Origin of the sequence: Streptomyces luteogriseus (assembly GCF_014205055.1) — a bacterium.
GTDB lineage: Bacteria > Actinomycetota > Actinomycetes > Streptomycetales > Streptomycetaceae > Streptomyces > Streptomyces luteogriseus.
Genome location: NZ_JACHMS010000001.1, coordinates 6432874 through 6454849, shown reverse-complemented (window position 1 = coordinate 6454849; position 21976 = coordinate 6432874). Strand labels below are relative to the sequence as shown.

Here is a 21976-nt window from a genome sequence, read left to right as displayed (position 1 = left end):
TCGAGATCCCCGCGTCACCCGGCCAGACAGGACGGTCCGAGCAGCACCTTCAGGTCGCCGAAGAGGGCCGGGTCCGGCTTCACCCGGTGCCGGTCCAGCCGCAGCACGGTCGTCTTGGTCGGCCCCTGGAGCTTGATCCGGACCTCGCTGTCGCCCTTGTGGTGGCTGAGCACCTCGCCGAGCCGGCTGACCAGCGGCGGGGTGACCCGGGTGGCCGGGATGGTGAGGACCACCGGCGCGTTGGTGCCCGCGTTGGACAGGTCCGGCACCATCAGCTCCATCGCCACGAGCCGCGGGATGTCCTCCCGCTTGTCGAGACGGCCCTTGACGAACACCACGGCGTCCTCGACGAGTTGGGTCGAGACGAGCTGGTAGGTCGCGGGGAAGAACATGCACTCGATCGAGCCGGCGAGGTCCTCGACGGTGGCGATGGCCCAGGCGTTGCCCTGCTTGGTCATCTTGCGCTGGAGGCCCGAGATGATGCCGCCGATGGTGACGACCGCCCCGTCGGAGTGCTCACCTCCGGTCAGCTGGGAGATACCGGCGTCGGCCTTGTCGGACAGGATGTGCTCAAGGCCGAACAGCGGGTGGTCGGAGACGTACAGACCGAGCATCTCCCGCTCCTGGGCGAGCAGATAGGTCTTGTCCCACTCGTCGGGCGAGAACTCCACGTCGAGTCCGAAGCCCGGCTCGCTGGTCTCGGCCTCGCCCATGCCGCCGAAGAGGTCGAACTGCCCCTCGGCCTCCTTGCGCTTGACCGCGACCACGTTGTCGATCATCGGCTCGTAGTGCGCGGTGAGGCCCTTGCGGGTGTGGCCCATGGCGTCGAAGGCGCCGGCCTTGATCAGCGATTCGGTGGTGCGCTTGTTGCAGACCACCGCCTCCACCTTGTCGAGGTAGTCCGGGAAGGAGACGTACTTCCCCTTGGCCTTGCGGCACCTGATGATCGACTCGACCACGTTCGTACCGACGTTGCGGACGGCGGAGAGGCCGAAGAGGATCACGTCGTCGCCCTGGGCCGCGAAGTTGGACATCGACTCGTTGACGTCCGGCGGGAGCACCTTGATGCCCATGCGGCGGCACTCGTTGAGGTAGACAGCCGACTTGTCCTTGTCGTCCTTCACGGACGTGAGCAGCGCGGCCATGTACTCGGCGGGGTGGTTCGCCTTGAGGTACGCCGTCCAGTACGAGACGAGTCCGTACGCGGCGGAGTGCGCCTTGTTGAACGCGTAGCCGGCGAAGGGGACCAGCACGTCCCACAGCGCCTGGATGGCCTCGTCGCTGAAGCCCTTCTTGCGGGCGCCCGCCTGGAAGAGGACGAAGTTCTTCGCCAGCTCCTCGGGCTTCTTCTTGCCCATCACGCGGCGCAGGATGTCGGCCTCGCCGAGCGAGTAGCCGGCGATGATCTGGGCGGCCTTCTGCACCTGCTCCTGGTAGACGATCAGGCCGTGGGTGACGTCCAGGACCTCCCTGAGAGGCTCCTCCAGCTCGGGGTGGATCGGCGTGATGTCCTGCTGGCCGTTCTTGCGCAGCGCGTAGTTCGTGTGGGAGTTCATGCCCATGGGGCCCGGGCGGTACAGGGCCGACACGGCGGAGATGTCTTCGAAGTTGTCCGGCTTCATCAGCCGGAGCAGGGAGCGCATGGGGCCGCCGTCGAACTGGAAGACGCCGAGGGTGTCGCCGCGCTGGAGCAGTTCGAAGGTCGTGGGGTCGTCGAGCGGGAGGCTCAGGAGATCGATGTCGATCCCCTTGTTGGACTTCACCATCTTGACGGCGTCGTCCATGATCGTCAGGTTGCGCAGGCCGAGGAAGTCCATCTTCAGCAGGCCGAGCGACTCACAGCTCGGGTAGTCCCACTGGGTGATGGTGACCTTGTCCGTGTGCCTGACCCAGACGGGGACGTGGTCGGTGATGGTCTCGCTGGACATGATCACGCCGGCGGCGTGCACGCCCATCTGCCGGACCAGGCCCTCGACGCCCTTGGCGGTGTCGATGACCTTCTTCACGTCCGGCTCGTTCTCGTACATCGCCCGGATCTCGCCCGCCTCCGAGTAGCGGGGGTGCTCGGGGTTGGTGATGCCGTCGAGGTTGATGCCCTTGCCGAGGACGTCGGCGGGCATGGCCTTGGTGAGGCGGTCGCCCATCGCGTACGGGTAGCCCAGCACGCGCGCGGAGTCCTTGATCGCGTTCTTGGCCTTGATGGTGCCGTACGTGCCGATCATGGCGACCTTGTCGGCGCCGTACTTCTCCGTCACGTACCGGATCACCTCGACGCGCCGGCGCTCGTCGAAGTCGATGTCGACATCGGGCATGGAGATGCGCTCGGGGTTGAGGAACCGCTCGAAGATCAGGCCGTGCGGGATGGGGTCGAGGTCGGTGATGCCGAGGGCGTAGGCGACGATCGAGCCGGCCGCGGAGCCTCGGCCGGGGCCGACCGCGATGCCCTGCTTCTTGGCCCACATGATGAAGTCGGCGACCACGAGGAAGTAGCCCGGGAAGCCCATCGAGATGATGGTGTCCATCTCGTACTCGACCTGCTTCATGCGGTCGTCCGGGATGCCGTCCGGGAAGCGGCGGTGCATGCCGCGCAGAGTCTCCTCGCGGAACCAGCTGACCTCCGTGTACCCCTCGGGGATGTCGAACTTGGGCATGAGGTCGCGCTTGACGAACATGCCCGTGGTGTCGACCATCTCGGCGATCAGGCGGGTGTTGGCGCAGCCCTCCTGCCAGGCGTCCGAGGAGTCGATGGCGTACATCTCGTCCGTGGACTTCAGGTAGTAGCCGGTGCCGTCGAACCGGAAGCGGTCGGGGTCGGAGAGGTTCTTGCCGGTCTGGATGCACAGCAGGGCGTCGTGGGCGCTCGCCTCGTGCGCGTACGTGTAGTGCGAGTCGTTGGTGACCAGCGGGGGGATGCCGAGCTTCTTGCCGATCTCCAGGAGGCCGTCGCGGACCCGGTGCTCGATCTCGATGCCGTGGTCCATCAGCTCCAGGAAGTAGCGGTCCTTGCCGAAGATGTCCTGGTAGTCGGCGGCGGCCTTCAGAGCCTCGTCGAAGTGGCCGAGGCGCAGCCGGGTCTGGACCTCGCCGGAGGGGCAGCCGGTGGAGGCGACGATCCCCTCGGACCACTTCGAGATGGTCTCCTTGTCCATCCGGGGCCACTTCTGGAGCCAGCCCTCGGCGTAGGCGTCGGAGGACAGCCGGAAGATGTTGTGCAGGCCGGTCGCGTTCACCGCCCACATCGTCTTGTGGGTGTAACCACCGGAACCGGAGACGTCGTCCCGCTTCTGGTGTGGCTGGCCCCACTGGATCTTGCGCTTGTTGCGCCGCGACTCCGGGGCGACGTAGGCCTCGATCCCGATGATCGGGGTCACACCGGCCTTCTGGGCCGTGTGGAAGAAGTCGTACGCGCCGTGGAGGTTGCCGTGGTCGGACATGGCGATGTGCGTCATGCCCATCTCGTTGCACGCGTTGAACATGTCCTTCAGCCGCGCGGCACCGTCCAGCAGCGAGTACTGGGTGTGGACGTGCAGGTGCGTGAACGGCGGCTTTGACACGGCTGCGGCCTCCAGGGAGAAAGTCGGTCCAATGGGGTCCGGCAGGCTGCTGACAGTCTGGGGACAGCGTCGAAGTCTATGCCTCGGCACTGACACCCGGAGGGCCGACCCGCGTACCTTCGTGCGAGGGTTCGCGGGCACTCCCGCGGGCCGCCGCACGTTAGGCAGGGGGCGGAACTGCCGCCCCGAAGCGCATGCACCAGGAGGCACCTAGCGATGTCGTTCCCGCAGCTCAACGACGAGCACCGCGGCGAGGAGATCCTCGCCGTCTTCGACACCGCCTTCGGCGAGCTCCTGGCCGCCGACCCGGCCGCGTTCCGCGTGAAGTTCCGCAAGATGGCGGCCTCGGCCTTCGCCTTCTACCGGGGGACGGCGGGCCTCTTCTACCACGACCTGACTGTTTCTGATCAGTTCGGGTCGAAGCGGGGCGGGCCGTACCTGGACGAGCGCACCTCGCGCGTGTGGATCCACGGCGATCTCCACGCGGAGAACTTCGGCACGTACATGGACGCCAACGGCCGCCTGATCTTCAACGTCAACGACTTCGACGAGGCCTACGTCGGCCCCTTCACCTGGGACCTCAAGCGCCTGGCCGCCTCCATCGCGCTGATCGGCTACGCGAAGGCGCTCGGCGACGAGCAGATCTCCGAGCTGGTGACGATCTACGCGGTCGCCTACCGCGAGCGGATCCACGCCCTGGCGACGGGCGCGAAGAGCGACGAGGTGCCGCCGTTCACCCTGGACACGGCGCAGGGCCCGCTGCTGGACGCGCTGCGTGACGCCCGCTCGCTGACCCGCTTCGGCCTGCTGGACTCGATGACGGAGATCCGCGACTTCGAGCGCCGCTTCGCCTCGGGCGGCGGCTCCGTCGAGCTGGACGCGGCCACGCGCTACAAGGTCCTCGCCGCCTTCGACGGCTACCTGGAGACGCTCCCGGACAGCTCGCTGACGCGCCCGGACTCCTACCGCGTGAAGGACGTCGTCGGACGGCGCGGCATCGGCATCGGCTCGGCGGGGCTGCCGTCGTACAACATCCTGCTGGAGGGGCACAGCGACGCCCTGGAGAACGACGTCGTGATCTACATCAAGCAGGCCCAGACCCCCGCGGTCTCCCGGCACATCACGGACCAGGCGATCCGCGGGTACTTCCAGCACGAGGGGCACCGCACGGTCATCTCCCAGCGCGCCCTCCAGGCGCACGCCGACCCGTGGCTGGGCTGGACCGAGCTGGACGGCGCGGGCCAGCTGGTCGCCGAGGTCTCGCCGTACGCGGTGGACCTCGACTGGGGCGACATCGACGACCCGGAGGAGATCGCCCAGGTGGTGGCGGACCTCGGCCGGGCGACGGCCACGATGCACTCGGCGGCGGACGATCAGTCCGGCGAGTCCCTGGTGCCGTTCTCCACGGAGCGGGCCATCGACGCGGCGCTCGCGGCCGACGAGGAGGGCTTCGCTCCCCTGCTGGTCGACTTCGCGCACACCTACGGCGCACGCGCGCGTGCCGACCATCAGACCTTCGTGGACCTGTTCCGCAACGGACGGATTCCGGGCCTGTGACGGAAAGGCCTCTCACAGGCATCCTTTAGGGGTCTCTTACAGGCCCCCATGACAGACTCTCCTTTCGCTATGGACATATCCGGGATCCAGCTCAGAGCCGTGCGCGCGGCGCTGTTCACGGCCGTGGTCGTGACGCTCAGCACCGCGTCGCACGTCCTGCTGTCCCGGGCCCCGCTGCCGGTGAGCACGGTGGCCGCGGTCGCCACCGCGGTGTTCGTGATCGCGTTCGCCCTGGCGGGCGGGGAGCGCTCCTTCGGACGGATCGCGGCCCTGCTGATCCCGCTGGAACTGGCCGCGGACACGGTGTTCACCACCGGCCAGCACGCTTGTTACGGCCGCGCGGGCGGCCCGGTCGCCGGGCCCCTGCGCTCGGTCGGCCTGGACGTGCTCTGCGGTGGGGGCGAGGTCGGCACGCCGCTGGCCCGGATGGCCGGGGCCACCGGCACCGAGCGGCTGGCGGCCGCGGTCGCCCACGCCGAACCGGCCACCGCCTGGCTGCTGCTCGGCGCGCACATCGGCGTCGGACTCCTCGCCGCCGTCTGGCTGCGCCGCGGCGAGCGGGCCCTGGGCCAGCTGCTGCGGGCGGTGACGGCGACCACGTTCCGGCCGCTGCTCCTGGCGGTCGCCGCGGTCGCGGTGGAGCGGGTCCCGGCCGGGCGGCGCCTGCCGGCCCGCACCGCCGACCGCACGCCCACCGCCCTCGACCGGATCCTCGCGTACTCCCTGGGACGGCGTGGACCGCCGCGCTCACCCGCCTTCGCGTGAGGCGCTTTCGAGCACCGGCAGTCCCCCTTACGTATTCCGCACACGCAGGTGTGCGCGTCCCCCACGGAGAACATCACCATGAGCAAGAGGAACACCCAGGCTGCGAAGACGGCGGCCCGCGAGCGGCTGCGCATCGAGCGTGAGCGCGAGGCCAAGCGCGCGAAGGCCAAGCGGCAGGTCATCGTGGCCTGCTCGATCGTCGGCGTGCTGGCGATAGCCGGCGGCATCGGCTACGCCGTAGTCCAGGCGAACAAGCCCAGCTACTGGGAGGGCCAGAAGGACGCCAAGGTCACCGCCCCGGCCAACACCACGGGCACCGACGGCACCACGGTCGTGATCGGCAAGGACTCGGCGAAGAAGACGCTGAAGATCTACGAGGACCCGCGCTGTCCCGTGTGCGCCCAGTTCGAGCAGACCGTCGGCCCGACCGTGAAGAAGGACATCGACGACGGCAAGTACAAGATGCAGTTCATCGGCGCCACGTTCATCGACAACAAGGACAACGGCGAGGGCTCCAAGAACGCCATGAGCGCTCTGGGAGCCGCGCTGAACGTGAGCGACAAGGCGTTCCTCGACTACAAGGCCGCGCTGTACTCCGCGAAGTACCACCCGGAGGAGACGACCGACAAGTTCAAGGACGACAGCTACCTCATCAAGGTCGCCGACAGCGTCCCCGAGCTGAAGGACAACAAGAAGTTCCAGGACGCGGTCGAGAAGGGCACCTACGACGCCTGGGCGATGGCCATGTCGAAGACCTTCGACGACAACAAGGACGGCGTGCAGGGCACCCCGGGCTTCGTGATGGACGGCAAGCAGCTCACCGCCGACAGCCAGGGCACGCCGCTGCTGACCGTGGCCGACTTCAACCGGGTCGTGGGCGAGGCCCTCAAGAAGTGACGGCAGGTCAGGGACCGGTCGGCATGTGAAGAGCGGGCGAACTTCCGGAGTTCGCCCGCTCCGACGTATACCGACCAGTAACCTGATCGGTCGTGACCAGTCGATACAGATCATCGAATACGTCAGAGGGCATCAACTCCCTCACCCCGCGCCGCCGTACGGTCGTCAAGGCCGCGGCGGCGACCGCTGTCCTGGCCGGCCCGCTGGCGGCGACCCTGCCGGCGCGCGCCGCCGACCAGGCCCCCGCCTTCCTGCACGGCGTCGCCTCCGGTGACCCGCTGCCCGACGGCATCCTGCTGTGGACCCGCGTCACCCCGGTCCCGGAGGCGATACCCGGCTCAGGAGCCGGCCCGGACACCGAGGTGAGCTGGGTCGTCGCCCGCGACAAGGCGTTCACCACCGTCGTAGCCAAGGGCTCCACCACCGCGACGGCGGCCTCCGACCACACCGTGAAGGCCGACATCCGCGGCCTGCAGCCCGGCACCGACTACTGGTTCCGCTTCTCCGCCGGCGGCACCGACTCCCCCGCCGCGCGCACCCGCACCGCCCCGGCGACGGACGCCGCCGTCGCCGGCCTGCGCTTCGGCGTGGTCTCCTGCGCCAACTGGGAGGCCGGCTACTTCTCCCCGTACCGCCACCTCGCGGCCCGCGGTGACCTGGACGCCTGGCTGCACCTGGGTGACTACATCTACGAGTACGGCACCGGCGAGTACGGCACCCGCGACAAGGTCGTCCGCCCGCACGCCCCGGCCCACGAGATCGTCACGCTCGCCGACTACCGCATCCGGCACGCCCGTTACAAGACCGACCCGGACCTCCAGGCGCTGCACGCCACGGCCCCGGTCGTCGCGATCTGGGACGACCACGAGTTCGCCAACGACGCCTGGTCGGGCGGCGCCGAGAACCACACCGAGGGCGCGGAAGGCGCCTGGTCCGCCCGCCAGGCCGCCGCGAAGCAGGCCTACTTCGAGTGGATGCCGGTGCGCCCGGCGATCGCGGGCACCACCTACCGCCGGCTGCGCTTCGGCAAGCTGGCCGACCTCTCGCTGCTGGACCTGCGCTCCTTCCGCTCGCAGCAGGTCAAGGTCGGCAACGGCGAGGTCGACGACCCGGACCGCACGCTCACCGGCCGCGCCCAGCTGGACTGGCTCAAGGCGGGACTGAAGTCGTCCGACACCACCTGGCGGCTGGTCGGCAACTCGGTGATGATCTCGCCGTTCGCCGTCGGCTCTCTCTCCGCCGATCTGCTCAAGCCCCTCGCCAAGCTGCTGGGCCTGCCGCAGGAGGGCCTCGCCCTCAACACCGACCAGTGGGACGGCTACACCGACGACCGCCGCGAGATCCTTGCGCACCTGCGGACGAACGCGATCCGCAACACCGTCTTCCTCACCGGCGACATCCACATGGCCTGGGCCAACGACGTGCCGGTGGACGCCGGCACGTATCCGCTGTCCCCGTCGGCCGCCACCGAGTTCGTCGTCACCTCGGTCACCTCCGACAACCTCGACGACATCGTCAAGGTCCCGGAGGGCACGGTCTCCGCGGTCGCCTCACCGGTCATCCGCGCCGCCAACCGCCATGTCCACTGGGTCGACACCGACCGGCACGGCTTCGGCGTCCTGGACATCACGGCCGAGCGTGCGCAGATGGACTTCTACGTCATCTCCGACCGCGCGAAGCGCGACGCGACGGCCACGTGGTCCCGCTCGTACCGCACCCGCAGCGGCACGCAGAAGGTCGAGCGCGTCTACGACCCGGTGTGACCGCCTAGAGGGTCTCGAGGAAGCCGAGGGCCACCCGCCAGGTGGCCTCGGCGGCCTCCTCGTCGTAGTCGGGCAGGTCGGGGTCGGTGTAGAGGTGGCCGGCCCCGGCGTACCGATACACCTCGACGTCGGCGCCGGTGCGGCCCATCTGGAGGTACCAGGCGCTGAGCCAGTCGTCCGTCTCGAAGGGGTCCGGCTCCGCCACGTGCAACTGGACCGGCAGGTCGTCCGCCGTGACGTCCGGGGCGATGTCCGACGTGCCGTGCAGGAGCAGCAGGCCGCGGGCCTTGTCGTCGCCGAGGGCGAGGGTCTGGGCGATGGAGGCGCCGAGCGAGAACCCGGCGTACACCAGCCCGCGCTCGGAGTAGGGAGCGGCGGCCAGCACGGCCCGCTTCAGCAGCTCCTCCTTGCCGATCTTCTCCTTGTGCTCCATGCCCTCCTCGACCGACTCGAACGTGCGCCCCTCGAAGAGGTCGGGTGTCCACACCTCGTGTCCGGCCGAACGCAGCCGGTCAGCGGCCTGGAGCACCGCGGGCCGCAGCCCGAAGGTCGAGTGAAAGAGCATGATGTTCATGAGGCCATGGTGCCAGCCGGGTGTGACGACGTGAGATCGCGGCACTACCCACGACGCAACAGAAGTCACATGTTCATGCACCCGGGGAGCCGGTTAGGTTCGGGGGCATGGAGAACCTGCTACGACCGCTGATCGTGGTCGGTGGCTCGGTCGTGCTCACGCTGGTGATCGGCTGGGCCACCGACTTCCTGCTGCGCAAGGCCGACGAACGACACCACGAGACCCCCCTGTGGGGCCTGCTCCGCCGTGGCCGCATCCCCTACATGCTCGTCCTCTTCGCGGCCCTGCTGAGAGGGTCGTACGACGAGGCGGACCTGCTGCCGAGCCGCGATGAGGCCATCGGCCGGACGCTGACCCTGGTGCTGATCGGGTCGACCGCCTGGCTGGTGATCCGTATCGCGGCGGCGATCGTCGAGACGTCGTACAGCCGGTACGCCAGCGCCCGGGCCCACCGTGACCCGGCCAGGGTCCGCCGGGTGCGCACCCAGGTGACACTGATCATGCGGGTGGTGTCCGCGATCGTCGGCGTGGTGGCCGCGGCGACGATGCTGCTGACGTTCCCGGCGTTCCGGGCGGCGGGCGCCTCGCTGCTGGCCTCGGCCGGCATCCTCGGCATCGTCGCCGGTGTCGCCGCCCAGTCCACGCTGAGCAACATGTTCGCGGGGTTCCAGATCGCCTTCGGCGACATGGTCCGCATCGGGGACACCGTGGTGGTGGACGGCGAGTGGGGCACGGTCGAGGAGATCACCCTGACCTTCCTGACCGTCCACACCTGGGACGAGCGCCGCATCACCATGCCGGTGTCGTACTTCACGTCCAAGCCGTTCGAGAACTGGTCGCGCGGCACCCCGCAGATGACGGGCATCGTCTTCTGGCACGTCGACCACTCCGCCCCCGTGGAGGCGATGCGCGAGAAGCTCCGCGACATCCTGCGGGAGTGCCCGGCCTGGGACGGGCGCGCCTACAACCTCTGCGTCACGGACAGCACCCCGAGCACCATGCAGGTACGGGCCCTGGTGACGGCCAAGGACGCGGACGACATCTGGACGGTGCGGGTCGCGGTCCGCGAGCAGATGCTCGGCTGGCTGGCCGACGAGCATCCGTACGCCCTGCCCCGGGTCAACACGGCGGACGCGATCCTGCCGCCGTCCCGCAACGGCAACGGCAACGGTCACCGCCCGTCCCAGGACGGCGTGCCCGCGCAGCAGCGCCGCTACCACGGCAACCACAGCTCGGGACGGCCGGAGCGCTGACCACCCGCTCGGACGCAAGGAGGGCCCCCGCGGTGCGGGGGCCCTCCTTGCGTCCGCCGGTTCAGTGACCGCGCTCGGCGCCGCCGTTGACCTGGATGATCTGCGAGGTGATGTGCCCGGCGCCCGGGGAGGCCAGCCAGTGCAGCGTCTCGGCGACGTCCCCCGGGGTCCCGGCCCGCCCGGTCGAGGTCTCGCCGATGAGCCGGACCCGCCGCTCCTCGGCCATCGCGTCCCCGAAGAACTCGGTGTCCTCGATGTACCCGGGCGCGACCACGTTCACGGTGATGCCGCGCGGCCCCAGCTCCCGGGCCAGATCGTGGGCGTACGGATGCAGCCCCGCCTTGGCCGCCGCGTACGCCCCGCTCCCGGACCCCCGGTAGGCGGCGATGGAGCCGAGGAACAGCACCCGGCCGCCGGGCTCGGCGAGCCGCGGCTTCAGCGCCTCGGTGAGCAGGACCGCGGTCAGGGTGTTGAGCCTGAAGTTCACGCTCCAGGTGTGCGCGACGGCCGCGAGCGGGTCGTCACCCGGGGCGTCCGGTTCGAGGAGTCCGCTGCCCCCGGCGCTGTGCACGAGGACATCGACGGCCCCCAACTCCCGCTCCACGAAGGCGGCGACACCGCGCACGTCCTCCGGCTCGGCGAGATCGGCCGCGTATCTCAGCGCGCCGGGCACCTCGGCCTTCTCCAGCACGTCGGCGCGCCGCCCGAGCAGCAGCACCCGGTCCCCGCCGGCGGCGAACACCCGGGCCGCCGCGAGCCCAATTCCCGTTCCCCCACCACTGATCACTACATTCCGTGCCATACGGACGACCCTACGACGCCCCGACCGCCCGAGGTCAATCCGGCGGCCGCTGCCACCGGCCTCATCGCAGGCTGCGCACGTCGAGGTGCCGCAGAACCCGGTCGACCACCTCGGGATCCGCCCCCGGCTCGCTGCGCGCCGCCAGCACCTCGTGCCGCGCCGCGCTCAGCATCTCCTGCTGGATCCGCCGCAACCGCTTCACCCGCCGGGCGCCCTCCCGGTACGCCTCCCGCCGCTCGTCCTCCGCGAGTTCGGGACTGATCCGCACGCCGATGTCGTAGGCGCGCCGCAGCATCTGCTCGGACAGCTCCTCCGGCAGCTCCTCGTTGTCCTCGATCTCCCGCAGTCTCTGCTTCGCCGCCTTGGCCGCCCGGATCGCCAGCGCCTTCGCGAACTCCTTCTCCCGGTCCGTATCGGCCTTCACGCCGAGCCGCCGCACCAGCCATGGCAAGGTGAGCCCCTGGAGCACCAGCGTCGCCATGATCACGCCGAACGCGATGAAGATGATCTCGTCCCGGCTGGGGAACGGCGCACCCGTGTCGGTCTCCAGCGGGATCGCCAGCACCAGCGCGACCGAGGCCACCCCGCGCATCCCCGACCACCACATCACCACGGTCTCGCGCCAGCTCACCGGGATGTCCTCGTCGTAGTCCCGCCGGGCGTGCAGCCGTTTGGTCAGCCAGGTCGCCGGCAGCAGCCACAGCAGTCGTGCGAAGACGACCACGACCACCACGACCGCGGCCCACCAGAGCAGCTCGCCCCAGCGCCCCGAGGCCGTGCGGATCGCGTTGTGCAGTTCGAGACCGACCAGCCCGAACGCGACGCCGGTGACGAGCGTGTCGACGATGTTCCAGAAGGTGTGCCCGGCCAGCCGGGTCATGACGTCGTCGGCGTCGGAGCCGTGCTCCGCGAGGAACAGCGCGGTGGTGAGCACGGCGAGCACACCGGATCCGTGCAGTTCCTCGGCCATGACGTAGGACGCGTAGGGCACCAGCAGGGTCAGCCCGATCTGCAGGGTCGCGTCACCGAGCACGTCCATCAGCTTGTTCGCGCCCCAGCCCAGCGCGAGGCCCACGGCCACCGCGACCACGGCCGACAGCACCAGGTCGAGCCCGGCCTTCCAGGGCGAGAACGTCCCGCTGACGGCGGCGGCGATCGCCACGTGGTAGAGGACGATGGCCGTCACGTCGTTGAACAGCCCCTCACCCTCCAGGATCGACACCAGCCGGCGCGGCAGTCCCAGCTGCCCGGCCACGGCCGTCGCCGCGACCGGGTCCGGCGGCGCCACCAGCGCGCCCAGCGCGAAGGCCGCGGCCAGCGGCAGCCCCGGCACGATCGCGTCGGCCACGGCGGCCACGCAGGCCATGGTGACGAACACCAGGGCCACGGCCAGCAGGAAGATCGGCCTCTTGTTCGCCGCGAACTGCCGCCAGGAGGTGCGCCGCACGGCGGCGTACAGCAGGGGCGGCAGCAGCAGCGGCAGGATGAGGTCCGGCGCGATCTCGACGTTCGGTACGAACGGCAGCAGCGCGAGGACTATCCCGAGGAGCGTCATCAGCACCGGGGCGGGCACCTTGAACCGGTCACCCACCGGGACACTGATCACGGCCCCGAGCAGCAGCACGAACAGCAGGGCCAACTGATCCACGGTCAGCGCTCCGGGAGGTCAAATGGTCACACGACTGATCTCAAGCCTGCCACGCAACTCCCGGGACAAACCGTTTCGGCACCCGCCACGACGGGCTAAAGGGAACGCCGCATCCCCTGGTGCGGAATGCCCGCCTCCAGGTACTCGGGCCCATAGGGCTCGTAGCCGAGCCGCTCGTAGAAGCCCAGCGCGTGCGTCTGCGCGTGCAGGTCGACGGCGGCGAGCCCGCGCGCGCGTGCCGCGTCCTCGATGGCCCGCACCAGGGCGGCGCCGACACCGAGCCCGCGTGCGGCGCCCACCACGGCGAGCCGGCCGAGGGAGCCCACGGACGCGTCGGCGCCGGTCTGCGCCAGGGCCGCTTCCCCGTGCAGCAGCCGCCCGGTCCCGAGCGGCACACCGTCCTGGCGGATCGCCAGCACATGGACCGCGCCGGCGTCGTACGCGTCGTACTCCAGGTCCTCCGGCACGCCCTGCTCGCCGACGAAGACCTCCTTGCGCACCGCGAAGCACGCCTCACGGTCGGCCGGGTCCTCGGCCACCCGCACCTCGTACGGCATGCTCACGCGTAGGTCTCCTCGCGGACCTGCTCCAAGGCCTTCTGCAGGTCCTCCGGGTAGTCGCAGGAGAACTCCGCCCACTGCCCGTCCCCGGGGTGCTCGAAGCCGAGCCGCACCGCGTGCAGCCACTGCCGGGTCAGGCCGAGGCGCTTGGCGAGCGTCGGGTCGGCGCCGTAGGTGAGGTCGCCGACGCAGGGGTGCCGGTGGGCGGCCATGTGGACGCGGATCTGGTGTGTGCGGCCGGTCTCCAGCTTCACGTCGAGCAGGGAGGCCGCGCGGAACGCCTCGATGAGGTCGTAGTGCGTGACGGACGGCTTGCCCTCGGCGGTGACGGCCCACTTGTAGTCGTGCTGGGGGTGCCGGCCGATCGGCGCGTCGATGGTGCCGCTGGTCGGGTCGGGGTGACCCTGGACGAGCGTGTGGTACCGCTTGTCGACCGTGCGCTCCTTGAACTGGCGCTTGAGCGAGGTGTAGGCGCGCTCCGACTTGGCGACGACCATCAGTCCCGAGGTGCCCACGTCGAGCCGGTGCACGATGCCCTGACGCTCGGCTGCGCCGGAGGTGGAGATCCGGTACCCGGCGGCGGCCAGGCCCCCGATGACGGTCGGCCCGCTCCAGCCCGGCGACGGGTGCGCGGCGACGCCGACGGGCTTGACGATCACGACCACGTCATCGTCGTCGTGCACGATCTCCATGCCCTCGACCGGCTCGGCCACCACCTGCACCGGCGCGGGCGCGGGCGGCATCTCGACCTCCAACCAGGCGCCGCCGTGCACGCGCTCCGACTTGCCGACCACCGACCCGTCGACCGTGACCTTCCCCGCGGCGGCGAGCTCGGCGGCCTTGGTACGGGAGAAGCCGAACATGCGGGAGATGGCGGCGTCGACGCGCTCGCCCTCCAGGCCGTCGGGCACGGGCAGGGTACGGATCTCGGGAAGCGTGCTCACCCGTCGAGTATGCCGGACGGCTCGGACGGTGCCGTACGCGCGCTCAGTCCTTGTGGACGGTCCCGTCCGGGTCCAGGCCCCGGAAGGACAGCAGCACGATCAGGATGCCGCCGCACACGATCGCCGAGTCGGCCAGGTTGAAGACGGCGAAGTGCTTGGGCGCGATGAAGTCCACGACCGCGCCCTCGAAGACGCCCGGCGCCCGGAAGATCCGGTCGGTGAGGTTGCCCAGCGCACCGCCGAGCAGCAGGCCGAGCGCGATCGCCCAGGGCAGGCTGTAGAGCTTGCGGGCGAGACGGGCGATCACCACGATCACCGCCGCCGCGATCATGGTGAAGATCACGGTGAAGGCCTCGCCGAAGCCGAAGGCCGCACCGGCGTTGCGGATGGCCTCGAACTTCAGCCAGTCCCCGACGATCTCGATGGGCGGGTGGTGCTCCAGCTTGGCCACCACGATCAACTTGCTGATCAGGTCGAGGGCGTAGGCGAACGCGGCGACGGCGAACAGCACGGCGATCCGGCGCCTTCCCCGGGGCCGCCCCGCCGTGCCCTCCGGCTCGCCGGAACCGGAGGCTTCCGGCCCGGCCGCCGGGCCGTTGCCGGGCTCACCGGCCGGGGTGCCCTCGGAGTCGGGCCGCTCCTTGCCGCCCCCGGTCGCGTCCGGTGTGTCCGGCGTACCGATGATGCGCTCCGCCTCTGCCACGTGAGTCCCTCAACCTAGGTGCCTGACTGAGGACGAGGGTACGGCACACCCCGTACGTCGCACGTGCTCAGGAGGCATTCGGAGGCGGTCAGTAGCGGCGCTCCTGCTTCTGCTTGCACTCCACGCAGAGTGTGGCCCGGGGGAAGGCCTGCATGCGCGCCTTGCCGATGGCGTTGCCGCAGTTCTCGCACAGGCCGTAGGTGCCCGCGTGCAGGCGTTCCAGGGCGCGCTCGGTCTGGGTGAGCATCTCGCGCGCGTTGGCGGCCAGGGCCAGCTCGTGCTCGCGGGTGATGTTCTTGGTCCCGGTGTCCGCCTGGTCGTCGCCCGCGCCGTCCCCGGAGTCCCGCATCAGACCGGCCAGCGACCGCTCCGACGACGTGATCTCCTCGCGCAGCCGAGTCTCCTCGGACGTCAGCTCGGACCGGGCCTCCTCGACCTCCTCCGCCGTCCAGGGGTCCTCGCCCGGACGTACCGCCAGCTCACCGGGCTCCGCCGCGGCGACCCGTGCCTTCGGAACGGCGGTCTTCGCCGCCGTGGCCGTGCCAGGAGTCTTCTTCGCAACCACCGTCGTCGCTCCCGTCTGCGGGGCGGCCTCGGCCGCACCCGCCTTCTTGGCCGTGCTGCTCGCGGCCGTGTCCTGTGTGACCGCGCCGGCCCGGGCAGCGCCCTTGCCGACCGCGCTCCTGGTGGTGCTCTTGCCTCCGGCGGCCTTCTCGGCCGGGGTCCTCTTGGTGGCGGCCCGCTTGCCGCCCGCCTTCCTGGCCGCGGCCTTCTCGCCGGTGGCCTTCCCGGCCGGGGAGGTCTTCCTGGCCGCGGCCTTCTTCCCGGCCGCGTTCCCGGCCGGAGCCTTGTCAGCCGGTGTCACGGCCTGTGCCTCAGCCGCCGAAGCCTTGGCCGATGCCTTATCCGCCGGCGCCTCGGCCGATGCCTTCTGCGTGGAGGCCATGGCCGGTGCCTTCTCCACCGGGGCCTCGGCCGAAGCTCTGTCCGGTGACCGCTCCGCCGAAACCCTGGCCGGTGACCGCTCCGCCGAAACCCTGGCCGATCTCCCGGCCGGTGCCGCCCTCGCCGCCGAAGCCCTGGCCGGTGCCTTCCCCGCCGGTCCCTCGGCCGCGGCCTTCTCCGCAGGTGCCGATCGGGCCGCTGCCGCCTTGGTCGCCGCCGTCGCCGCCGTCGCCTTCTCGGCCACGACGCCCTCGGCCACGGCGTCCTCGGTGTCGGCCCTCTTCGGCGCGACCTTCCTGGTCACGGCCTTCCTGGCCGGCGTCTTCTTCTCGGTCGTCTTCTTCTCGGTCGTCTTCGTCCCGCCGGCGGCCTTCCTCCCGCCCTCCTTCGCCGCCCGCCCCGCCGAGCCCCCCTGCGTGGCCTTCTTCCCGCCCACGTCCTTGGCCGCGCCGCCGGAGGCCTCCGCGGACCTGCCGGACGCCGGCTGCTGTACGGCGGTCTTCTTCGCCACCATGGCCGCGGCCCCTTCACACATTGTGACCTTGCTCGCGAATCGTGCTGGGACGATAAATCGACTCGAGTCCCGCGGCAACGGGGCACACCGCCCGATTCGCCCGCCTCGCGCACGCCGCGCGGCGACCTGCATCCGTTGTGCCCAGCTCCCCGCCCGGTAATCCGCCGAGCAGGACGTCCCAGGATCCGAACACCTATACCTCACCATTCGGGTCATCAAACTCATTTCGCCCCCCACCCGGCTCCCACACCGCACCCCACGGGCCACCCCGGCCCCGCAGGCCCCGAAAAGCCGGTCGGCCGCGGTGCGCGCGGCGCCGTACACTGGGCGGAGCGAAAAGCGTGGATGGGGACGAGTAGCGGCGTACGCAGCCCAGAGCGACCCGGGGACGGTGGGAGCCCGGGGGCGAGCGCGACGTGAAGATCACCCCGGAGCCGCCGGAAGAACGCCTTGGACAGTGGGCCGCACCCAGGGTCCGCAGGGGCCAGTAGACCCGGCATCGCGACCCCAATGAGGGGGCTCGCCGGCGCACACCCCGTGCCGGAGGGCCAAGGAGGGTGGTACCGCGGGAGCGCGCCGAAGGCGGCGCAGCAGACGTAGCTCTCGTCCCTCCGGACGGAAGGCAGCAAGTCCGCCGGAGGAAGCCCGCTGATGACATCGCCGACGTATCGCCAGGTACCCGCCCAGGTCGACCTGCCCGCCCTCGAGCACGCCGTGCTCGACTTCTGGCGCGAGCATAAGATCTTCGCCAAGAGCCTGGAGCAGTCCGAGGGCCGCCCCGAGTGGGTGTTCTACGAGGGCCCGCCCACCGCCAACGGCATGCCCGGTGCCCACCACATCGAGGCGCGCGTCTTCAAGGACGTCTTCCCCCGCTTCCGGACCATGCGCGGCTACCACGTGGCCCGCAAGGCCGGCTGGGACTGCCACGGCCTCCCGGTCGAGCTCGCCGTCGAGAAGGAGCTCGGCTTCTCCGGCAAGCAGGACATCGAGGCGTACGGCATCGCGGAGTTCAACGCGAAGTGCCGCGAGTCGGTGACCCGGCACACCGACGCCTTCGAGGCGCTCACGACCCGCATGGGCTACTGGACCGACCTCCAGGACCCGTACCGCACGATGGACCCCGAATACATCGAGTCCGTCTGGTGGTCGCTGAAGGAGATCTTCAACAAGGGCCTGCTGGTCCAGGACCACCGCGTCGCCCCCTGGTGCCCCCGCTGCGGCACGGGCCTGTCCGACCACGAGCTGGCACAGGGCTACGAGACGGTCGTCGACCCGTCGGTCTTCGTCCGCTTCCCGCTCACCTCCGGCCCGCTCGCCGGCGAGGCCGCCCTCCTGGTGTGGACGACCACGCCCTGGACCCTGGTCTCCAACACGGCGGTCGCCGCGCACCCCGAGGTCACCTACGTCGTCGCGACCAACGGTGAGGAGAAACTGGTCGTCGCCGAGCCGCTCCTGGCCAAGGCCCTCGGCGAGGGCTGGGAGACCACCGGCCAGACCTTCACCGGCGCCGAGATGGAGCGCTGGACGTACCAGCGCCCGTTCGAGCTGGTGGAGTTCCCGGCCGAGGCGCACTTCGTGGTCAACGCCGAGTACGTCACCACCGAGGACGGCACGGGTCTGGTCCACCAGTCCCCCGCCTTCGGTGAGGACGACCTCAAGGTCTGCCGCTCCTACGGCCTGCCGGTGGTGAACCCGGTCCGCCCGGACGGCACCTTCGAGGAGGATGTCCCCCTCGTCGGCGGCGTCTTCTTCAAGAAGGCCGACGAGAAGCTCACCGAGGACCTCGACAGCCGGGGCCTGCTCTTCAAGCACATCCCCTACGAGCACAGCTACCCGCACTGCTGGCGCTGCCACACCGCGCTGCTCTACTACGCGCAGCCCTCCTGGTACATCCGCACCACGGAGATCAAGGACCGCCTCCTCGCGGAGAACGAGGGCACCAACTGGTTCCCGGACACGGTCAAGAACGGCCGCTACGGCGACTGGCTGAACAACAACATCGACTGGGCGCTGTCCCGCAACCGCTACTGGGGCACCCCGCTGCCCATCTGGCGCTGCGAGGACGACCACCTCACCTGCGCCGGATCCCTCGCCGAACTGTCCGAGCTGACCGGCACGGACCAGTCGGGCCTGGACCCGCACCGCCCGTTCATCGACGACGTCACCTTCGCCTGTCCGCAGGGCGGTTGCGGCAAGACCGCCACGCGCGTGCCCGAGGTGATCGACGCCTGGTACGACTCGGGCTCGATGCCGTTCGCGCAGTGGGGCTACCCGTACAAGAACAAGGAGTTGTTCGAGGCCCGCTACCCCGCGCAGTTCATCTGCGAGGCCATCGACCAGACCCGCGGCTGGTTCTACACGCTGATGGCGGTCGGCACGCTGGTCTTCGACAAGTCCTCGTACGAGAACGTCGTCTGCCTCGGCCACATCCTCGCCGAGGACGGCCGCAAGATGTCCAAGCACCTGGGCAACACCCTGGACCCGATCCCGCTCATGGACCGGCACGGCGCCGACGCGGTCCGCTGGTTCATGGCGGCCGGCGGCTCCCCGTGGGCGGCCCGCCGCGTGGGCCACGGCACGATCCAGGAAGTCGTCCGCAAGACGCTCCTGACGTACTGGAACACAGTGGCCTTCCAGGCCCTCTACGCCCGCACGACGGACTGGGCCCCGTCCGAGGCCGACCCGGCCCCGGCCGACCGTCCGGTCCTGGACCGCTGGCTGCTGTCCGAACTGCACGCGCTCACCGACCAGGTCACCCAGGCGCTGGACGCCTACGACACCCAGCGCGCCGGCAAACTGCTGTCCGCATTCGTCGACGACCTGTCCAACTGGTACGTGCGCCGCTCGCGTCGCCGCTTCTGGCAGGGCGACAAGGCAGCCCTGCGCACGCTGCACGAGGTCGTCGAGACGGTCACCCAGCTGATGGCCCCGCTCACCCCGTTCATCGCCGAGCGGGTCTGGCAGGACCTGATCGTCCCCGTCACCCCGGGCGCTCCCGAGTCGGTCCACCTGTCGTCCTGGCCGAAGGCGGACCTCGGCGCCATCGACCCGGAGCTGTCGAAGCAGATGGTCCTGGTGCGCCGCCTGGTGGAGCTGGGCCGTGCCACGCGCGCGGAGTCGGGCGTCAAGACGCGCCAGCCGCTGTCCCGCGCCCTGATCGCGGCGACGGGCTTCGAGACGCTGGGCTCCGAACTGCGCACGCAGATCACGGAGGAGCTGAACGTCGAGTCGCTGGCGACGCTGAGCGAGGTCGGCGGCAGCCTGGTCGACACCACGGCGAAGGCCAACTTCCGTGCCCTGGGCAAGCGGTTCGGCAAGCGCGTCCAGGACGTGGCCAAGGCCGTGGCGAACGCGGACGCGGCAGCCCTGTCCCTGGCCCTGCGCGAGGGCACGGCGTCGGTCGAGGTCGACGGCGAGACCATCACGCTGGCTCCCGACGAGGTCATCATCACGGAGACCCCGCGCGAGGGCTGGTCGGTGGCCTCCGACTCGGGTGCGACGGTCGCGCTGGACCTGGAGATCACCGAGGAACTCCGCCGGGCGGGCCTGGCCCGTGACGCGATCCGCCTGATCCAGGAGGCCCGCAAGAACAGCGGCCTCGACGTGGCCGACCGCATCGCACTGCGCTGGACGGCCACGGACCGGGCGACGGTCGAGGCCCTCACCGACCACGCCGGCCTGATCGCCGACGAGGTTCTGGCCACGGACTTCGCCCAGGGCGAGGCGGACGGCACCTACGGCGAGCCCTTCACCGACGAAGGCCTGTCCCTGACCTTCCGCCTGCGCAAGGCGTAACGCTCGGACCGAAGGCCCGGTCCCGCCAAAGATCTTGGCGGGACCGGGCCTTCGGCGTTGCGTGCGCACGACCGCGCCTGTGTACGCACGAACGCGGGCACGCGGACACGAACGCGCGTGGCAAAGGGCGAGGCCCCGGGTGGTCACCCGGGGCCTCGCCCTGAACGCTGCCGACGTCTATGCCGTACTACTGGCCATCAGGCCGTCAGTTGTCATCCTCGTCGATCAGGAAGCCCCGCATGGGCGAGGGCGCCTGGCCCATCGGCGACGGGCCCTGCGGACGCACCGGCGCCATCGGCTGGGTCATCGCCGGCGACATCTGCTGCTGACCGCCGTAGGACGGACCGGACGGCGACGGGCCGCCGCCCATCGTCTGGTTGCCGCCACCGTAGGACGGGGCGCTCGCGCCGGCCGGAGCCATGGAAGGCGCCGGGGACGGCGGGAGGGACGCGGCAGCCGGAGTGCGCGGCGGAGCCAGCGAGTCGTCTGCCTGGGTCTCCAGCTGACGCAGCTGCGACTCCAGGTACGACTTCAGGCGCGTGCGGTACTCGCGCTCGAAGCCGCGCAGGTCCTCGACCTTGCGCTCCAGCGTGGCGCGGGCGGACTCCAGGGAGCCCATCGCGACGCGGTGCTTCTCCTGCGCGTCCCGCTCCAGGGCGTCAGCCTTGGCACGGGCGTCTCGCTCCAGACCCTCGGCACGCGAACGCGCCTCGCCGACGATCTTGTTGGCCTCGGAACGAGCCTCGGCGATCGCCTGGTCGGCGGTCTGCTGGGCCAGCGAGAGGACACGGGCGGCGCTGTCGCCACCGGGGCCTCCCTGACCGGGGCCGCCCATCGGGCCGCCCATGGGGCCGGGGCCGCCCATGGGGCCGCCCATCTGCTGCTGCATCGGGGGCTGGCCCATCGGACCCGGACCCTGGCCCATCGGGCCGGGACCCTGAGGTCCACCCTGACCGCCGGGACCGGCGGGCAGCTGCGGGGCACCGCTCGGCAGCTGGGGCGGGCCACCCATGGGGCCACCCATCTGCTGCTGCGGCGGGCCCGATATGCCGGCGGGGACGGGACCACCCGGACCGCGCATACCCTGCTGCTGCTGTTGCTGCTGCTGATCCTGCTGCTCCGGGGGCTTGCGCATGTTCTGCTGGTTCTGCGCAGCAGCGCGCGTGGCCGCGGCCAGTTTGGCGCGCAGGTCCTCGTTCTCACGGAGCAGGCGGGTCAGTTCGGCTTCGACCTCGTCGAGGAAGGCATCGACCTCGTCCTCGTCATAGCCTTCTCGGAGGCGGACGGTCGTGAACTGCTTGTTCCGCACGTCCTCGGGGGTCAACGGCATCTCTTCACCTCAACGTAGTCGTCGGCAGTCGGCAAGACCGTATCTGTCACATCGCTCACATCACGTTCCGCACGAGTGTGATCAGGATGTAGACGATGATCATCAGTACGAAGAAGGACAGGTCGAGCGCCACGCCCCCGAGACGCAGCGGCGGAATGACCCGCCGCAGAAGCTTGAGCGGTGGATCAGTGACAGTGTAGGTGGCCTCCAGAACGACCACCATCGCCTTGCCGGGTTGCCATGAGCGGGCGAACTGGAAGACATAGTCCATGACCAACCGGAAGATGAGCACGATGAGGAAGCACATCAGCGCGATGTAGACGACATCCAAAACCACGCTCATGACCTCTTGCTTCCCTCTCCCCTGTGCCC

17 protein-coding genes are annotated in these 21976 nt (G+C 70.3%); 7 read left to right on the top strand and 10 right to left on the bottom strand.

Annotated elements, in window-relative coordinates; all coding sequences use genetic code 11:
• Positions 1-14: 14 nt before the first annotated feature.
• Positions 15-3554, bottom strand: coding sequence for a DNA polymerase III subunit alpha (gene dnaE / locus BJ965_RS28705; protein WP_184912430.1), 3540 nt, complete (start codon positions 3552-3554; stop codon positions 15-17).
• A 216-nt stretch (positions 3555-3770) separates the two neighbouring features.
• Between dnaE and BJ965_RS28700 the strand changes: the two genes are divergently transcribed.
• From BJ965_RS28700 to BJ965_RS28685, 4 genes are all read left to right on the top strand, one after another.
• Positions 3771-5111 carry a DUF2252 domain-containing protein gene (locus BJ965_RS28700; RefSeq protein ID WP_184912428.1) on the top strand — a complete coding sequence of 447 codons (1341 nt, stop codon included), beginning with the start codon at positions 3771-3773 and terminating at the stop codon, positions 5109-5111.
• Between the two features lie 69 nt (positions 5112-5180).
• Complete coding sequence (locus BJ965_RS28695; protein WP_184912426.1) at positions 5181-5876, top strand: hypothetical protein; 696 nt, start codon at positions 5181-5183, stop codon at positions 5874-5876.
• Between the two features lie 78 nt (positions 5877-5954).
• Entirely contained in the window at positions 5955-6773 is an 819-nt protein-coding gene (locus tag BJ965_RS28690; protein ID WP_184912424.1) for a thioredoxin domain-containing protein, read from the top strand.
• A 92-nt stretch (positions 6774-6865) separates the two neighbouring features.
• The gene (locus BJ965_RS28685; protein ID WP_184912422.1) at positions 6866-8536 is read left to right on the top strand and encodes an alkaline phosphatase D family protein; all 1671 of its coding nucleotides are present in this window, start codon (positions 6866-6868) and stop codon (positions 8534-8536) included.
• A 4-nt stretch (positions 8537-8540) separates the two neighbouring features.
• On the opposite strand, the gene BJ965_RS28680 is transcribed toward BJ965_RS28685, so the two are convergent.
• Positions 8541-9191 (bottom strand): dienelactone hydrolase family protein, encoded by a 651-nt coding sequence (locus BJ965_RS28680; protein WP_376777949.1) that lies wholly within the window; start codon positions 9189-9191, stop codon positions 8541-8543.
• Between the two features lie 26 nt (positions 9192-9217).
• On the opposite strand from BJ965_RS28680, the gene BJ965_RS28675 reads away from it, so the two are divergent.
• Positions 9218-10363 (top strand): mechanosensitive ion channel family protein, encoded by a 1146-nt coding sequence (locus tag BJ965_RS28675; RefSeq protein ID WP_184912418.1) that lies wholly within the window; start codon positions 9218-9220, stop codon positions 10361-10363.
• 61 nt (positions 10364-10424) lie between these two features.
• Here BJ965_RS28675 and BJ965_RS28670 read toward each other — a convergent pair whose 3' ends face one another.
• The 6 genes from BJ965_RS28670 to BJ965_RS40220 all read right to left on the bottom strand — a co-directional run bounded on the left by BJ965_RS28670 (position 10425) and on the right by BJ965_RS40220 (position 15885).
• Positions 10425-11165 carry an SDR family NAD(P)-dependent oxidoreductase gene (locus BJ965_RS28670; protein ID WP_184912416.1) on the bottom strand — a complete coding sequence of 247 codons (741 nt, stop codon included), beginning with the start codon at positions 11163-11165 and terminating at the stop codon, positions 10425-10427.
• A gap of 61 nt (positions 11166-11226) precedes the next feature.
• A complete protein-coding gene (locus tag BJ965_RS28665) occupies positions 11227-12813 on the bottom strand; it encodes a Na+/H+ antiporter (RefSeq protein WP_184912413.1) in 1587 nt (528 codons plus the stop codon).
• Positions 12814-12908: 95 nt separating this feature from the next.
• Positions 12909-13376 carry a GNAT family N-acetyltransferase gene (locus tag BJ965_RS28660; RefSeq protein ID WP_184912411.1) on the bottom strand — a complete coding sequence of 156 codons (468 nt, stop codon included), beginning with the start codon at positions 13374-13376 and terminating at the stop codon, positions 12909-12911.
• Positions 13373-14317 carry an RluA family pseudouridine synthase gene (locus BJ965_RS28655; RefSeq protein ID WP_184912409.1) on the bottom strand — a complete coding sequence of 315 codons (945 nt, stop codon included), beginning with the start codon at positions 14315-14317 and terminating at the stop codon, positions 13373-13375. Before BJ965_RS28655 ends, BJ965_RS28660 begins: the two co-directional genes overlap by 4 nt.
• A 43-nt stretch (positions 14318-14360) precedes the next feature.
• Positions 14361-15020, bottom strand: coding sequence for a signal peptidase II (lspA, locus tag BJ965_RS28650; RefSeq protein WP_184912406.1), 660 nt, complete (start codon positions 15018-15020; stop codon positions 14361-14363).
• An 88-nt stretch (positions 15021-15108) separates the two neighbouring features.
• On the bottom strand, positions 15109-15885 hold the full coding sequence (locus BJ965_RS40220; protein WP_313667189.1) for a TraR/DksA family transcriptional regulator: 777 nt from the start codon (positions 15883-15885) through the stop codon (positions 15109-15111).
• A gap of 25 nt (positions 15886-15910) precedes the next feature.
• On the opposite strand from BJ965_RS40220, the gene BJ965_RS40215 reads away from it, so the two are divergent.
• Positions 15911-16639, top strand: a complete 729-nt coding sequence (locus BJ965_RS40215) for a hypothetical protein (RefSeq protein WP_184918083.1) — start codon at positions 15911-15913, stop codon at positions 16637-16639.
• Positions 16640-17130: 491 nt separating this feature from the next.
• Positions 17131-20274 carry an isoleucine--tRNA ligase gene (gene ileS, locus BJ965_RS28635; RefSeq protein WP_184912404.1) on the top strand — a complete coding sequence of 1048 codons (3144 nt, stop codon included), beginning with the start codon at positions 17131-17133 and terminating at the stop codon, positions 20272-20274.
• Between the two features lie 205 nt (positions 20275-20479).
• Here the strand turns inward: ileS and BJ965_RS28630 are convergent, their stop codons facing one another.
• Together BJ965_RS28630 and BJ965_RS28625 are read right to left on the bottom strand one after the other, a co-directional pair.
• A complete protein-coding gene (locus BJ965_RS28630; protein WP_184912402.1) occupies positions 20480-21604 on the bottom strand; it encodes a DivIVA domain-containing protein in 1125 nt (374 codons plus the stop codon).
• 55 nt (positions 21605-21659) lie between these two features.
• The gene (locus tag BJ965_RS28625; RefSeq protein WP_030848238.1) at positions 21660-21947 is read right to left on the bottom strand and encodes a YggT family protein; all 288 of its coding nucleotides are present in this window, start codon (positions 21945-21947) and stop codon (positions 21660-21662) included.
• Positions 21948-21976 lie beyond the last annotated feature (29 nt).

Bases quoted from the DNA above. Each gene is read 5' to 3' on its own strand.
- BJ965_RS28700 (WP_184912428.1), top strand. From the start codon at position 3,771: ATGTCGTTCCCGCAGCTCAACGACGAGCACCGCGGCGAGGAGATCCTC.
- BJ965_RS28695 (WP_184912426.1), top strand. From the start codon at position 5,181: ATGGACATATCCGGGATCCAGCTCAGAGCCGTGCGCGCGGCGCTGTTC.
- BJ965_RS28690 (WP_184912424.1), top strand. From the start codon at position 5,955: ATGAGCAAGAGGAACACCCAGGCTGCGAAGACGGCGGCCCGCGAGCGG.
- BJ965_RS28675 (WP_184912418.1), top strand. From the start codon at position 9,218: ATGGAGAACCTGCTACGACCGCTGATCGTGGTCGGTGGCTCGGTCGTG.
- BJ965_RS28670 (WP_184912416.1), bottom strand. From the start codon at position 11,165: ATGGCACGGAATGTAGTGATCAGTGGTGGGGGAACGGGAATTGGGCTC.
- ileS (WP_184912404.1), top strand. From the start codon at position 17,131: ATGACATCGCCGACGTATCGCCAGGTACCCGCCCAGGTCGACCTGCCC.
- BJ965_RS28630 (WP_184912402.1), bottom strand. From the start codon at position 21,604: ATGCCGTTGACCCCCGAGGACGTGCGGAACAAGCAGTTCACGACCGTC.
- BJ965_RS28625 (WP_030848238.1), bottom strand. From the start codon at position 21,947: ATGAGCGTGGTTTTGGATGTCGTCTACATCGCGCTGATGTGCTTCCTC.